Origin of the sequence: Acinetobacter calcoaceticus (assembly GCF_051947995.1) — a bacterium.
Lineage (GTDB): Bacteria > Pseudomonadota > Gammaproteobacteria > Pseudomonadales > Moraxellaceae > Acinetobacter.
This window is the reverse complement of the sequence record NZ_JBLVVH010000010.1, coordinates 54056-69192: the sequence shown is the minus strand read 5'-3', so window position 1 is coordinate 69192 and position 15137 is coordinate 54056. Positions and strand designations below refer to the sequence as shown.

14 protein-coding genes are annotated in these 15137 nt (G+C 41.4%); 8 read left to right on the top strand and 6 right to left on the bottom strand.

From position 1 onward, the window contains the following. Window positions 1-207: 207 nt before the first annotated feature. The gene (locus ACNQO6_RS16045) at window positions 208-396 is read left to right on the top strand and encodes an ABZJ_00068 family colistin stress protein (RefSeq protein ID WP_440209633.1); all 189 of its coding nucleotides are present in this window, start codon (window positions 208-210) and stop codon (window positions 394-396) included. On the opposite strand, the gene nadC is transcribed toward ACNQO6_RS16045, so the two are convergent. Further along, the gene (gene nadC, locus ACNQO6_RS16040; protein ID WP_440209632.1) at window positions 393-1238 is read right to left on the bottom strand and encodes a carboxylating nicotinate-nucleotide diphosphorylase; all 846 of its coding nucleotides are present in this window, start codon (window positions 1236-1238) and stop codon (window positions 393-395) included. The two genes, ACNQO6_RS16045 and nadC, sit on opposite strands and share 4 nt — an antisense overlap. A gap of 145 nt (window positions 1239-1383) precedes the next feature. On the opposite strand from nadC, the gene ampD reads away from it, so the two are divergent. The 3 genes from ampD (at window position 1384) to ACNQO6_RS16025 (ending at window position 4908) form a co-directional block, all read left to right on the top strand. Then, window positions 1384-1977 (top strand): 1,6-anhydro-N-acetylmuramyl-L-alanine amidase AmpD, encoded by a 594-nt coding sequence (gene ampD, locus ACNQO6_RS16035; RefSeq protein WP_262476291.1) that lies wholly within the window; start codon window positions 1384-1386, stop codon window positions 1975-1977. A 62-nt stretch (window positions 1978-2039) separates the two neighbouring features. Beyond that, entirely contained in the window at window positions 2040-3590 is a 1551-nt protein-coding gene (gene murJ, locus ACNQO6_RS16030; protein WP_440209631.1) for a murein biosynthesis integral membrane protein MurJ, read from the top strand. A gap of 106 nt (window positions 3591-3696) precedes the next feature. Then, the gene (locus ACNQO6_RS16025) at window positions 3697-4908 is read left to right on the top strand and encodes a hypothetical protein (RefSeq protein ID WP_440209630.1); all 1212 of its coding nucleotides are present in this window, start codon (window positions 3697-3699) and stop codon (window positions 4906-4908) included. Between the two features lie 47 nt (window positions 4909-4955). Here ACNQO6_RS16025 and ACNQO6_RS16020 read toward each other — a convergent pair whose 3' ends face one another. From ACNQO6_RS16020 to ACNQO6_RS16000, 5 genes are all read right to left on the bottom strand, one after another. Then, window positions 4956-5642, bottom strand: a complete 687-nt coding sequence (locus tag ACNQO6_RS16020; protein ID WP_440209629.1) for an FKBP-type peptidyl-prolyl cis-trans isomerase — start codon at window positions 5640-5642, stop codon at window positions 4956-4958. Between the two features lie 48 nt (window positions 5643-5690). Then, window positions 5691-6398 carry an FKBP-type peptidyl-prolyl cis-trans isomerase gene (locus tag ACNQO6_RS16015; RefSeq protein WP_440209628.1) on the bottom strand — a complete coding sequence of 236 codons (708 nt, stop codon included), beginning with the start codon at window positions 6396-6398 and terminating at the stop codon, window positions 5691-5693. A 176-nt stretch (window positions 6399-6574) separates the two neighbouring features. Further along, complete coding sequence (locus ACNQO6_RS16010; protein ID WP_440209627.1) at window positions 6575-8758, bottom strand: polysaccharide biosynthesis tyrosine autokinase; 2184 nt, start codon at window positions 8756-8758, stop codon at window positions 6575-6577. Between the two features lie 17 nt (window positions 8759-8775). Further along, window positions 8776-9204 (bottom strand): low molecular weight protein-tyrosine-phosphatase, encoded by a 429-nt coding sequence (locus ACNQO6_RS16005; RefSeq protein WP_440209626.1) that lies wholly within the window; start codon window positions 9202-9204, stop codon window positions 8776-8778. A 4-nt stretch (window positions 9205-9208) separates the two neighbouring features. Then, window positions 9209-10309 (bottom strand): polysaccharide biosynthesis/export family protein, encoded by a 1101-nt coding sequence (locus tag ACNQO6_RS16000; RefSeq protein WP_440209625.1) that lies wholly within the window; start codon window positions 10307-10309, stop codon window positions 9209-9211. A gap of 633 nt (window positions 10310-10942) precedes the next feature. On the opposite strand from ACNQO6_RS16000, the gene wecB reads away from it, so the two are divergent. From wecB to wbpD, 4 genes are all read left to right on the top strand, one after another. Next, a complete protein-coding gene (wecB, locus tag ACNQO6_RS15995) occupies window positions 10943-12070 on the top strand; it encodes a non-hydrolyzing UDP-N-acetylglucosamine 2-epimerase (RefSeq protein WP_440209624.1) in 1128 nt (375 codons plus the stop codon). 219 nt (window positions 12071-12289) lie between these two features. Beyond that, window positions 12290-13585: a Vi polysaccharide biosynthesis UDP-N-acetylglucosamine C-6 dehydrogenase TviB gene (gene tviB, locus ACNQO6_RS15990; protein WP_005228285.1), complete on the top strand. Its 1296-nt coding sequence runs from the start codon at window positions 12290-12292 to the stop codon at window positions 13583-13585. A gap of 26 nt (window positions 13586-13611) precedes the next feature. Beyond that, the gene (locus ACNQO6_RS15985) at window positions 13612-14562 is read left to right on the top strand and encodes a Gfo/Idh/MocA family protein (RefSeq protein WP_005228287.1); all 951 of its coding nucleotides are present in this window, start codon (window positions 13612-13614) and stop codon (window positions 14560-14562) included. After that, entirely contained in the window at window positions 14559-15137 is a 579-nt protein-coding gene (wbpD, locus tag ACNQO6_RS15980; RefSeq protein WP_440209623.1) for a UDP-2-acetamido-3-amino-2,3-dideoxy-D-glucuronate N-acetyltransferase, read from the top strand. The genes ACNQO6_RS15985 and wbpD overlap by 4 nt, the downstream gene beginning before the upstream one ends.

Genomic DNA, 15137 nt, shown 5'->3' with positions numbered 1-15137 from the left:
AAATATGCTATCCATCGTTATTATTTTAATCAGTCACGGTACTGAGCATTGTAGGCTTACACAGCCAGAAAGGAAAGCAGACATAAAGCCAGCATCGTCAACACAACATTACCGAGAGTTTACATGCCTGTAACACAGCCCACTGATTTGACTCATTTAAATTTGTTAGATTGAGGCAAATTGAAACAAACACATTGAAGGGAAAGCATGTTACAGGTATTTTTGGTGTTACTCACCGCAGTAACTTTTGTTTTAATGGCGGCAGATCCACGCGCCACTGATTCGACCGAAGCCAAATCAGCGTGGCAAGTTGAAACGACAGAAGTCGCTAAGAACACAGAAATTTTAGCTTCACAAAAACCTGAATCTCAAAACAAAGAGACCGATCAGGCTTAAGCGTTAAAACGCATCGATAAATCAACCGCTGTTACATCTTTGGTCAATACACCCATTGAAATGTAATCCACGCCAGTGGTCGCCACTTCACGTAAATTTTTAATAGTGATATTGCCCGATGCTTCTAGCTTGCAGCGACCTGCAACGTGTTTCACCGCATCAATCATCTGTTGTTGACTAAAGTTATCCAGCATCACGATATCAGCCCCTGCTTCTAGGGCCTGATTTAACTCCTCCCAAGTTTCCACTTCGACTTCGACCGGTTTGCCTGGTGCGATTTCGTGGGCTTTGGTGATGGCCTGGGCAATGCCGCCAGCAGCCATAATATGATTTTCTTTAATCAGGAATGCATCAAATAAACCTAAGCGGTGATTTTGTCCGCCACCGATGGCTACCGCATATTTTTGTGCAATACGCAGGCCTGGTAAGGTTTTACGAGTATCGAGCAGTCTGGTATGTAAACCGTCGAGCTGTTTGACATAGTTAGCGGTTTTAGTCGCAACCGCAGACATGGTTTGGATAAAGTTTAAAGCTGGACGTTCTACTGTGAGTAAGCTGCGCGCTGAACCAGCGAGTTTTAGAAACGCTTCATTTGCCGCAACAACATCACCTTCTTGCTTTAACCAGGTCACTTGCACGCTGTTATCATAGGCTTGAATCAAGGCATTCACCCAAGGCTGACCTGCCAATACCATCTCTTCACGGCTAATAATGGTTGCAGTGGCTTGCTCATCGACTGGTGTAAGCATGGCGGTAATATCGCCATCCCCAATATCTTCCTGTAATGCCTGTTGAATATTGATTTGAATAGATTGTTCAAGCAAAGATTGAGGAATACTCATACCAGTTCCAGTGTATGTTTGACTAAAAAACGTGTGCATTATATTAGCACTCTCCCCATAAAAAATAAGTATTTCATCTCGATTATTCTGGAGAAAGCATGGCAGAATGGCGCCTATACAGATTAAATTGCTGATTCGAGTCACAATGCAACACGCTAGATTTGCTCAAGTACAAGAGGGTGTATTGGTGGGGGCGACCCAGATTGCCTCGCCTAATTTTAATGCACGGCCTGCCGGAACCGATATTCAACTGATCGTTATCCACAATATCAGTTTGCCGCCTTCCCAGTTTGGTGGGGGCTATATTCAGCAATTTTTTCAGAACCAGCTGGACTGGTCGCTCCATCCTTATTTTCAGACTATTGAAGGGATGCAGGTCTCGGCACACCTGCTGATTTTGCGCACAGGTGAAGTGATTCAGTTTGTGAACTTTAATGAGCGTTCCTGGCATGCAGGACGTTCAAGCTATCTTGCACAGAAAGAATGTAATGATTATTCGATCGGGATCGAACTGGAGGGGAGTGATGATTTACCCTTTGAGCCCGAACAATACCAGTCTCTGGTTGAAGTGGTCAGCATCTTACAGCAGGCTTACCCAAAAATTCAGAATCATCTTGCAGGGCATTCTGACATTGCACCCAAACGTAAAACCGATCCAGGTGAATATTTTGATTGGCCATTGTTCCGGAATTTGCTTGCTCAACACAAGTTAGCCGAAAAAACATCGATAGATTTATAATTTCACAACGAAATCCATCAGGACTTTCATTACAATAACGCTTTTTAAAAGATAAGCCGTAGGTGAGTGCGATGGCATTGTGGCGATCGACTGTAATTGTCAGTGCAATGACAATGTTATCCCGGGTGTTGGGGCTGGTACGTGATGTGGTACTGCTTAATGTATTTGGTGCGGGTAAGGACTTCGATACTTTCGTTGTTGCCTTTCGTATTCCCAACTTTTTTAGGCGCTTATTCGCAGAAGGGGCTTTTTCTCAAGCCTTTATTCCGGTTTTAACTGAATATAAAACCAGCCGCGCTCATGCTGAAGTGCAGATTCTCATTAGTCGGGTGTTTGGTTGTTTGCTCACGGCCATGTCCTTACTGACCTTTGTGGCGATGGTCGCTGCGCCTGCCATTATTTATCTCTATGCGCCGGGTTTCCATAACGACCCAGAGAAGTTTGAGCTCGCGGTCGACATGTTCCGCCTGACCATTCCTTATCTGATGTTTATGTCCTTGACGGCCTTTGCCAGCAGTATTCTCAACAGTTATGGTTCTTTTGCTTCACCTGCGTTTTCTCCGGTCTTGCTCAATGTGGCAATGATTGCTGGGGCGTGGTGGTTGACGCCGTATATGGCTGAGTCGATTATGGCATTGGGTTGGGCGGTGGTTGCCGCGGGTGTTCTGCAACTAGCAATTCAGATTCCGGAATTATGGAAGAAAAATTTGCTGATTCCACCTAAAGTGGATTTCAAACATGAAGGTGTGGATCGCATCTTAAAGCTGATGTTACCTGCTTTATTTGGTGTATCGGTCACCCAGATTAACTTGTTGCTAAATACCATTTGGGCCTCCTTTATGCAGGATGGTTCAGTCTCATGGTTATACAGTGCCGAGCGGATGACCGAGTTACCCTTGGGACTGATTGGTGTCGCGATTGGTACCGTGATTTTACCATCATTGTCTGCGCGCCATGCTGAACAGGACCAAACCAAATTTAGAAGTATGATTGATTGGGCCGCCAGAGTAATTATGCTGGTCGGAATTCCTGCCAGTATTGCCTTATTTATGCTGTCGACGCCGATCATTCAAGCGCTATTCCAACGCGGTGAGTTTACTTGGGAAGACACCAAGATGACCGCTCTGGCACTGCAATGTATGAGTGCAGGGGTAATCTCGTTTATGCTGATCAAAGTGTTTGCTCCGGGCTTCTATGCGCAGCAAGATACCAAGACGCCTGTTCGGGTGGGCTTAATGGCGGTTGCGGCCAATGCCATTCTTAACGTGGTGTTTATCGGTTTCTTTAAGCTGATCGACTGGCAGGCGGAACATATGGCTTTGGCTTTAGCCTCTTCTGGCTCTGCTTTGGTGAATGCGGGCATGCTGTATTTCTATCTACATAAACGTAATATTTTCCGTTTCGGGGCACATTGGAAAAAACTGGCGTTTCAATATGCAGTGGCCAATATCGCGATGATTGCGGCATTGTGGTATGGCTTAACCTGGTATCAGGGAGAAGTCTCGCAATGGCTGCGTATTGCAGAAGTGATTGGTTTATGTGTGGTGGGGGTAGTTGCTTACCTCATTGGTCTGCTGGTGACAGGATTTAGACCGAGACATTTAAAGCATTAGGATAGTTAAATTTATTTAAATAATGTTAAACAGTTATTTTAATAGTGATACTTCTATTCGAAATGTTAAATGCCTGCTCTAAATATGGTGTGTGAGGTGAAAGATTATGAAGTTTAAAAATAAAAGGATTCCTCAAGTGATAGCCACATTACTATGTGGTCTAGGTCTACAAAGTTTAGCTTTAGCACAGGACGAAAACACTATTGGAGCTGAAGCTTATTTATCAATTAAGACTTGGGAGCCCTCAGAAAAATATAATGCTGCCCATTTCTTAATGGTGCCATTATATTATGCTTATAAAAATAACGATACAAAGCTAAAAGCGAAATTTAATGAGCATATAGAGAAATTTCTAGCGGATGATAGTAAAAATATCGATATTGTAGATTTCCGTCAACGATTAGCCAATTTTCAATATTTTTATTTTTTAAGCGAGTATGCCGTACTTGCTAGAAATCAAGAATTAGGTGATTATTTATTAAAGAATATTGTTAGGGTTTGGCTCGATGTTCGCGGCCAGCAATGGAGAATGCCACCTATTCCTGCAACTTTGAGAGAACGTATTTTATGGAAACTCCAAGCTGGACCAGAGGTGGGTTATAAACGTATAATTACTGATGAGGATATTTTTATATTCGGGACAGCTTCTAACTTATTAAAGCTTTATCCTGAAAATAAAACGCTTATAGATATTAGAGATTTAGCTTTAGAAGTATTTAAACAACGCTCTGAATTTAATGCTGAAGGTGGATGGTTATTTGATAAAGGAGTTTTTGATACTTACCCTGATTATGCCTATGCAGGCTATAATAGTACAAGTAATATTACCAAACCAAAGCCTTTAAAAAATATGGTTTCAGACTCCTCTCACTTTTTTAGGATGCCTAAGATATTATTATCTTTACAAGAGAGCTACCCCGAAAATTCGCAAAACTATAATCTTTATAAATCCTATAGGAATGGGTTGAATCAACAATTTTTAAATAAAGTAGTACATATAAAAAACAATAAAATCTATTTGACAAATTATATGGATGGTCGTAATGGAGTTTTTAGGTGGAACTATAACGTTAAAAACAAAGGCATAGGACCTTATGAACAGACCTATTCATTTGGTATGGGATGGTGGGTTTTTTTAGACAAAAAAAAAGTAAAAGATTTATATGGGAGTTATTATAGACAAATTAAAGTAGAAGATCATAATTGTAATAGTTTGATGACATTAATTATTATTAATAAAAAAAGAAATAATTTAGCTGATTTTCTAAAATGTGAATTTATTTATAACTCATATTTAGCTTCTAAGTTGGATTTATAGTTTTAATAAGAGTACTCTTTATTGTTTATAAAGAGTACTTTGTTTTATCAAGGCTTTACTTGTAATAATTCAATATCAAAAATTAGAGTGCTGTTCGGCCCGATCGCATCACCTGAACCAACGTCGCCATAAGCAAGATTGGCTGGAATAAAGAAGCGCGTCTTACCGCCCTCTTTCATGGTTTGCACACCTTCCGTCCAGCCTGCAATCACCTGGTTCAGTTTGAACTCTACAGGATGATTACGGGCGATAGAACTGTCAAATACGGTACCATCCAGTAAACGGCCTTCATAATTGACTTTAACGGTAGAGGTGGCTTTGGGGGATTTTCCCTTACCAGCTTGTAGCACTTGATATTGTAAGCCTGATTTGGTGGTTACGATATCCGTTTTTTTGCCGTTTTCCGCTAAAAACGCTTTGCCGGACTGATCATTTTTTTGGGCCTGTTCCTGAAACTCAACCAGTTGCTTGGCTTCCAGACGCTTTTTATATTGATTTAGCACATTAGCCATTTCTTCATCGGTTAAAGAGGCGGCTTTACCCTGCATGGCTTCCTGTAAGCCTTGTACAAAGGTCCCGATATTTAAATCTTTGAGTGTTTCTGCATTCCCTCGACCCATCAGATAGCCGTAGCTATAGCCAAGCTGATCTTTTTGTGGACTCTTTGTTGAAATGGGTGCTGCTTGAACCGTTCCGATGGTTGAGGCAATTAAAATCAGGCCTAATCTTTTCATTCTATCTTCCAAAAAAATAAAGGAGGGCACCAGCCCTCCTTAAATCATTTATTTTACAGCGATTAATTCTACGTCAAATACCAATGGGCTATTTGGTGGAATTGAGCCAGGAACACCTTGCTCACCATAACCAAGGTTGGCAGGAATATAAAGCGTTGCCTTACCACCTTCTTTCATCAACTGTAGACCTTCAGTCCAACCAGGAATAACCTGGTTCAGTGGGAATTCAATTGGCTCGCCACGGTCATAAGAGCTATCAAATACTTTACCGTCTGGAAGCTGACCTTTGTAGTGAACTTTCACGATAGAGCTTGCAGTTGGTTGCTTGCCTGTACCTTCTTTGGTGATTTTATATTGCAGGCCAGAAGCGGTGGTTTTCACGCCTTCTTTCTTAGCATTTTCTGCTAGAAAGCTGCTATTGGTTGCTTCAACTTTTTTGCTTTCATCCATTTGCTTTTGTTGTAGCTGCTTCTGGAATTCTACATAGGCTGCCTGTAACTCTTCTTCTGTATATGCAGCAGGTTTTTGTGCATGGGCATCACGGAAACCTGTAATAAATGCACTTGTTTCTAATTCTGGTGGTGTTTGCTTAGCTACTTCATAGCCGAGTGCATAACTGATCTTTGCGACAGGCGCTGCATTTTTGTCAGCTTTTGCCCCAAGTTCAGTCGCTGGGTGTTGAGTTGCATAATAGACAGGAACGAGTGCTGCACCGCCTAATACGGCTGCGACAACGAAAGGTAAAGCTTTACTCATGAGATGTCCCAAAGTGAGATTGGAATAAAAAATATGGCAATGATCTTAGCATGTCTAAGCTGAGGCATTGAATAATTAAGCGCAAAAATGCGTGGGTTTTTTATAAGATTTATGTGTTTAAGCATAAAAAACCAGATCACGGGATCTGGTTTTTTAACAATCAATTTAAAGCTTGCTTAATCATCTTTATTGGCTTTATAAGCATATGAATAGTTATAACCATAACCATAACCGGCACTAGAACGTTGAATGTCATTCAGGATAAAGCCATTCACTTTCACATTGGCCTGTTCAAAACGGTTCAGGCTCAGTTCAAGCTCTTTCATTTGTGATTTGGCATAACGCGCGACCAGTAAATTCACACCCGCATATTGCGAAATAATAATACCATCGGTTACTGCCAGGATTGGTGGCGTATCAATAATGATATGGTCATATTGCTGGCTCAACTGTTCCATCAAGGCTTTAAACTGTTCTGAACTCAACATTTCAGATGGATTGGTTGGATTTTTACCCCGTGCAATCACACTAAGCCCAGCTACATCGGTTTGATGGATCACTTGGCTAAGGTCTGCGAGATTACTTAAATATTCAGATAAACCTGGTTTAACATCAAGATTAAAGTATTTATGCATATAGCCACGACGCATATCGGCATCAACCAGCAATACCTTTTTATTGCTCTGCGCAAGGATAGTGGCTAAATTGGTGGAAATAAATGATTTACCAACTTCGGGTGATGGCCCCGCAATCATGATGATATTATTTTTTGCATTTGATAATGCAAAATGAATCGCGGTACGGATGCTACGTAAACTTTCTACCGCAATATCATCATTATGTTTAACCGCCAAAATTGGAATCGATTTCTTTTTCTTCAAGATACTCATCCGGGTTTCTTGAACAGGCGAACGTGGTACAGTGGCATACACTGGCAGATCAAACTCATTCTCGATTTGAGTTGAATCTTTCACACCTGTGCGAAGCATATTACGCAACAATGCAATCAGAGTGCCCAAGAATCCACCGAGGAAGATCGAAAGTATCAGAATCTGTAATTTTTTCGGTTTAATTGGTTGCACTGGCTCAACGGCAGTATCCACGATCCGTACATTACCAATTTCACCGGCTTTGGCGATACGTAATTGCTGATATGAGTTGAGTAAAGCGGTATACAACTGTGTTTTCACTTCAACTTCACGATACAGTTGTAAATATTGTCTTTGAACATCAGGCAACTGTTTCAAGGTACTATTTAGTGCAGCGATTTGCTTATCTAATGCAGCAATCTGCGCATTAATTTCACGCATCGCTGGATGCTCAGCCGTATATTTGGCTGACAGATCTGCCTGTTGCTGTTGTAGCTCAATCTTTTTGGTTTCAAGCGTGATACTTTGAGTTAAATATAGTTCAGATTCTTTAGTGACATCAACGGTATTATATTGTTGGCGGAACTTGTTAAACTCTCGCTCTGCGTCATCCAGTTGCTTTTTAAGATCAGGCAGTTGTTCATCCAGAAACTTTAAGGTTTGTGCAGTTTCTGCAGAGCGGCGTTCGACATTTTGTGCGCTATACGCAGCTAAAATTGCATTCAGCACTTTAGTAATATGCTCTTTGTCCTGACCTTGGTAATCTAATCCTAAAATTCCAGTCAGTTTGCCTTTTTCTGCAACTGAATAATTCGAATTAATCGCTTGAACTGCGGCAGGTAGAGAACTCTTCTGGATCAGATAATGCGTATCAAAGGTGTCTTTAGTAAAAATCGCAATTTTCCAGACACCATAACGGGTACTGATTTGATTCAGCTTATTTAATGGTGCTGTTAAAAGTACTTCTTCAGTTGCCAGATCCGTTAAACTAAAACTTTGATCCTTAAAACTTAAACTCAGTGTTTTATCTAGATAGTGAACTGGTACATCAAATTGCTGGATATCAAAGCTTTTTTCTTCATCATGAAAGGTAACTGCTTTAGGATTATATTCAGTCGCGTAATCGGCTTTATTGAATAAACGATGCGAAAAAGTATCTTCCGGACTGGAAATACTCAGGTCCAGATGCAGTGCCTGAATCACCGAGCCAAGTACCAAGCGTGACTTTAAGATTTCGATTTCAGACTGTGCCGGTGATTTCTGATCAATCACTTGCGAGAGATCACCGAGCAGGGCCGCAGAAGCTCCCTTTTTATCTTCCACTTGAACCAACGCATCAACTGAATAGGTATTGGGAGTTGCGCGCAGGTAGAGTAAAGCAAGCACCAAGCTTAAAATAATACACAGCGCAATGAGCTTCCATTGTGCAATCAAAGCAAAGAACAGCTCTTTCAGGTCAATTGTATCTTCAGTATTGGTAGTTTGGCTCATAATCTTAATCTAAAAAGTTAAATATAATTTTTCCAGTCAGCTACGCACTGTTGAATCAGCTGACAGGTATTATCAAAAAAAGCTTGGTCATGCTGGTAGGGGTCAGGTACGTTTTTATTTTGCCAATGTCCCAGACGAAACACTTTGCCTTTGGCAAATGGCCAGGTTTGCTCGATATGTTTTTGCTGATTATGGCTCATCACTAAAATCAGGTCTGCCTGTTTCAGATGCTCTGCATTCAGTTTTTTTGCTATATGTGCACCCATATCAATATTTAAACGTTGCATACACAATTGGGCTTTATCATCGGCCGGATGCCCGATCAAGCCAGAAATACCCGCTGACTCGACTCGTAACTCTGGATGTTGCTGTTTGAGTAGATACTCTGCCATGGGGCTGCGGCAAATATTACCGATACATACAACTAAAATATTTTTAATATCCATTTAGTTATTGCCCTAGACGATCAAAATTATATAGCGCACTAGAGAAAGGAATAATCTGGTTGATCACACGTTGCCAGCGCGTCAAACCGGTCGCGTCGACATAGACAATATCATTACTACGCAGCTTAAATTGATTGGCTAGACCAAAATCACCCAGACTCATTAGGTTGAGATGATAAAGTTCGGTATGGCGATCTTGCGGATTGGTACGGAGCACATAAATCCGGCTGGCGCTGGCCGAAAGAGGATTAATCCCTAGGCTCTCACCTAAGGCATCGCTGAGAGTCATACCCTGATCACGCATAGGTAGAGCCTGATTTTTGCCTGACTCACCCATCACATAAATTTTCTGGTTTTCACGGCTACTGACATAAATGGTATCATTAGGTTGTACCAACAATTTATGTAGCGAATAGCCTGCCTTTTCCAATGCGATCGTATTCAGATCATAAGTTTGCCCATTACGAATCAACTGAATAAAAGTATTATCACCTTTATCTGCGACACCACCCGCCATACCCAAAGCCGTATAGATACTGATGGGTTGATCATTTAAGTAGAACTGTCCACCTTTGATGACACTGCCTTGCACCGAATAACGCTGTCCCTGATAAGACAGGACCCGCACAATCACATCTGGATTCTTTAAATATTGTGCAAACCGGTTGCGTAAATCGATGTTGATTTGTGAAAGTGTTTTACCCGAAGCTTTATAGCGTCCAACCAAGGGAACTTGAACATAGCCATTGGAGTCAATTGGATAACCATTGGCTTGGATCGATTGATCATTGGTTAGGTTATTAACTGGTGGTGTGATTTCAGGATAAGCCCAAAGCTGGATGGAGAGAATATCACCTGAACTTAGGCGATAAGCCCGTTGCTGTTGTTTAAAAAGTGTCGAATAGTTGTTGCGATAGTCAATTTGAGCGGGCTGAATCGCGGGTAAGTTGTCCTGGGTAATTTTGATTACGTTGACATTGGTTCCCTGGTCAGTCGTGTACACACCTTCACTTGGAATATCATGTGTTTGTAAGCCAGAAGTTACAGCACAGGCTGTTGCACTCAGACTAATCGCAAGAATGGAAAAAAGTTGATAATGCTTCACACTCGACCCTTGAATAGTTATATCTGTTGTCACGCAACAACATATCTTTGGACTTAGAATTGGGGTCATTCTAGCTGAAAAATATCAAAAAAGCACCGAAGAATCATTTCGGTTTGTATGTTTAGTTTATCTGAAAAAACCTGAAAATGGCGTTGCCACATATGATACTTACAAGGCTAGGAATAACCTTATAAAAAGCTTTTGAGTCCTGTTAGAGCGTTTAAATCAGGTTCGGTTAAGTCTTTGCTGTAATAACGTATTTCAGCTTTGATTAAAGCCATAAAATGGACTATTTACTACCTGTAGAAAACATTAAAAAAGATAAAGTTGATTGAGATCATTCTTGCTATATTCAGTAAAAATAGTGTCATTCGAGTGTATGAGAAAAGTTAAAGCTTTTTGCTTTGAAATACTACAGTGATAGAAATTGATGAGCAGCAGTGCCAAATCTCTTCTCGATATAAAAACAGGATTTTAGCGACGAGCTATAATTGTTATTTCGTCAAATCGTTTCAATCAATGTCTCGTTGTTCCTATTCGAGTATTGGTCGATATGGGCAAGAAAGTGTGTATTAACCAAATAAGCGACTTTTAAAGCGTAGATAATAAGTCATATATAAAAGGGTAAATTCGATGAAAAAAATTTTATTGGTATTCGGCACACGGCCAGAAGCGATCAAAATGGCGCCTTTGGCTTTAAAGTTACAACACTATTCGCAAGATTTTGAGACCAAAGTCTGTGTAACCGGACAACATCGACAGATGCTGGATCAGGTGTTGGAACTATTTAGTTTAAAACCTGATTTTGACTTAAATTTAATGAAGCCAGGACAAACGCTCTCTGATGTGACCTCCGGAGTGCTTAAAGGTCTGGAGCAGGTATTTGAACAGTGGTTACCGGATGTGATTTTAGTACATGGTGATACTGCGACTACCTTTGCCACATCCTTAGCTGCTTATTACCATAAAATCAAAGTAGGGCATGTTGAAGCTGGGCTACGTACAGGTGATTTATATTCGCCTTGGCCGGAAGAAGCTAATCGACAATTAACCGGGGTATTGGCAAATTATCATTTTGCACCCACACAATCCTCTTATGACAACCTGATTAAAGAAAATGTGAATCCAGCGACTATTGTTGTGACCGGTAATACCGTGATTGATGCGCTATTGCAAGTCAAACAAAAGGTTGAGCACGACCAGACACTGGTCGAACAATTTCAACAGCAGTTTTCATTTCTCGAGAGAGATAAGAAACTGATTCTGGTGACGGGTCATCGTCGCGAGAACTTTGGGCAGGGTTTTTTAAATATTTGTCAGGCCTTAGCGAATCTGGCAAAAAAATATCCAGACATCCAGATTGTGTATCCGGTGCACTTAAATCCCAATGTACAGCAACCGGTGAACGCGCTTTTGGCCGATATTGACAATGTGTATCTGATTGCGCCTCAAGACTACTTACCTTTCGTCTATTTAATGAATTGTAGTTACCTGATTCTGACCGACTCTGGCGGGATTCAGGAAGAAGCACCTTCTTTAGGTAAACCGGTGTTGGTAATGCGAGATACCACCGAAAGACCTGAAGCTGTACAGGCTGGTACTGTGCGTTTAGTAGGAACAGAGATTGCTGCGATTGAACAGTCGGTAGCAGAATTGCTTGAAAATCCTGATGTTTATGCTGAAATGGCTGCAGCACATAATCCTTATGGCGATGGTACGGCCTGTCAGCAGATTATTCAGTTTTTGCTTCAAGTCTCATGATAAAGAAACTGGTGAGTAGTTGAGCTTTATAAATTTTCTTGATTTCATTTATAAAGCGATAAGAATGATTGATAAGTTTCAGTAAACACAATCATACAATTGAAATGAGGGAGTCTTAAAAAATTTGCTATAGTACGCACGACGTTTAATGTGAAGCATTAGGCCTGAAAAAATCATTTGATACTGATGTAAACTTTATAAAGGAATAGGCTGATTGTGATGCAACTTGCCGAATTGAAAATAGCAATTATTGGTTTAGGGTATGTAGGTTTGCCATTGGCAGTAGAATTTGGCAAAAAAACTCCTGTAGTGGGCTTCGATATCCACCAAAAACGTATAGATGAACTTAAAAGTGGTCAAGACCATACGTTGGAAGTTTCACCAGAAGAATTAAGTCAAGCCACCAACTTAAGTTATAGCGCAAATTTAGAAGACTTAAAAAGCTGTAACTTTTTTATTGTGACTGTACCGACTCCGGTTGACGAGGTGAATCGTCCAGACTTGACACCTTTACGAAAAGCGAGCGAAACCTTAGGTAAGGTGATTAAAAAAGGCGATATCGTTGTTTACGAATCCACGGTTTATCCGGGCGCTACCGAAGAAGTCTGTATTCCCGTGCTCGAAAAAATTTCAGGCCTGAAGTTTAACCAGGATTTCTTTGCGGGCTATAGTCCAGAACGGATCAATCCTGGCGATAAAGTAAATACCTTAACCAAGATTAAAAAAATCACCAGTGGTAGTACACCTGAAGTTGCAGATAAAGTAGATGCGGTTTATGCCAGTATTATTACTGCGGGTACCCATAAAGCATCAAGTATTAAAGTTGCAGAAGCAGCCAAGGTCATCGAAAACACACAGCGTGACTTAAACATTGCCTTGGTAAATGAACTATCCGTGATTTTTGATCGTCTGGGTATTGATACCATAGATGTGCTTGAAGCTGCTGGTAGTAAGTGGAACTTCTTGCCATTCCGCCCAGGTCTGGTAGGAGGGCATTGTATTGGTGTCGATCCATACTATTTAACCCATAAAGCGGAAGAAGTGGGCTACCATCCACAGGTTATTCTGGCCGGTCGTCGTATTAATGACAATATGGCACGCTATGTCGCGCGTAATACCATCAAGCGTATGCTACAAAATGGTATTGATGTACCTCGTGCAAAAGTAGGCGTACTCGGCGTTACCTTTAAAGAAAACTGCCCGGATATCCGTAACAGTAAAGTCGCGGACTTGATTAGAGAATTCGAAGCCTGGGGTGCTCAAGTGGTCGTTGCGGACCCGTGGGCAGATGCTGACGAAGTCAAGCATGAGTATGGAGTTGAATTAGGTCAGGTCAATGCAGAACATCCGGTCGATGCACTGGTTGTTGCAGTGGGACATAATGAATTCCGAAACTTGTCTGCAGCCGAGCTAAAAAGCTATGTGCGCACTAATCAACCTGTTCTTGCCGATGTCAAAGGTTTATTTGACCGTATCAGCATGACTGAACAGGGCTTTACAGTCTTCCGTCTATAATTTAAAAATTGAAAAGAAGTGAAACGATGAAAAAATTTGCTCTTATCGGTGCGGCTGGATATATCGCACCTCGCCACCTGAAAGCAATCAAGGAAACAGGCAATACTTTGGCTGTAGCCATGGATGTAAATGACTCTGTCGGAATTATGGACAGTCACTTCCCTGAAGCAGAATTCTTTACTGAATTTGAAGAATTTGAAGCCTATGTAGAAGACCAAAAATTAAAAGGTGAAAAGCTGGATTATGTTGCGATCTGCTCACCCAACTATCTCCATGCCCCTCACATGAAATATGCGTTAAAAAACGGTATTGAAGTGATTTGTGAAAAACCATTGGTACTGAATTCAGAAGATTTAAATATGCTTTCTGAATATGAAAAGCAATATGGTGCCAAGGTAAACTCAATTTTACAGTTACGTTTACATCCGTCTATTATTGCCCTGCGCGATAAAGTTCAAGCTGCACCGGCAGATAAAGTATTTGATGTTGACCTGACTTATCTTACTTCTCGTGGTAAATGGTATTTAAAATCCTGGAAAGGGGTAGACAACAAATCGGGTGGGGTTGCGACCAATATCGGCGTGCATTTCTATGACATGCTGCATTTTATTTTTGGCAAGATTGTTAAAAATGAAGTGCATTTCCGCGATGAAAAAACGGCTTCAGGTTATCTGGAATACGAACGTGCGCGTGTACGCTGGTTCCTGTCAATTGATGCCAATAACCTTCCGGACAATGCAGTACAAGGTGAGAAACTGACTTATCGCAGTATTACCATTGAAAATGAAGAACTTGAGTTTTCAGGCGGCTTTACCGATCTTCATACCCAAAGCTACCAGCGTGTACTGGAAGGTAAAGGTTACGGGGTTGAAGAAAACCGTGCAGCAATTGAGACTGTTGAAGTGATCCGTGTTTCTCCAATTGTTGAAAATCCGGAAAATCCACATCCATTATTGGCAAAGGTGAAAAAAGCATGAGCTTTTATCAACATGAAACGGCCATAGTGGATGATGGCGCACAAATTGGCGAAGATTCACGGGTCTGGCACTTTGTGCATGTCTGTGGCGGCGCCAAAATCGGTAAAGGCGTGTCTCTGGGTCAGAACGTATTTGTGGGTAACCGCGTCATTATTGGTGACCATTGTAAAGTCCAGAACAATGTGTCGGTTTACGATAATGTCGTTCTGGAAGAAGGCGTATTTTGTGGGCCGAGCATGGTCTTTACCAATGTATATAACCCGCGTTCGCTGATAGAGCGTAAAGACCAATATCGTGACACGCTGGTGAAAAAGGGTGCCACATTAGGCGCGAACTGTACCATTGTCTGTGGTGTGACAATCGGCGCATATGCTTTTGTTGGGGCGGGTGCAGTCGTGAATAAAGATGTCCCTGCTTATGCACTGATGGTGGGTGTACCTGCAAAACAAATTGGCTGGATGAGTGAGTTTGGTGAGCAGCTGGATCTTCCTTTGCAAGGACAGGCACAAGTGACCTGCTCGCATACGGGCGCAATTTACCAACTTGATGGAACGACACTGACAAAGCAAGGTTAA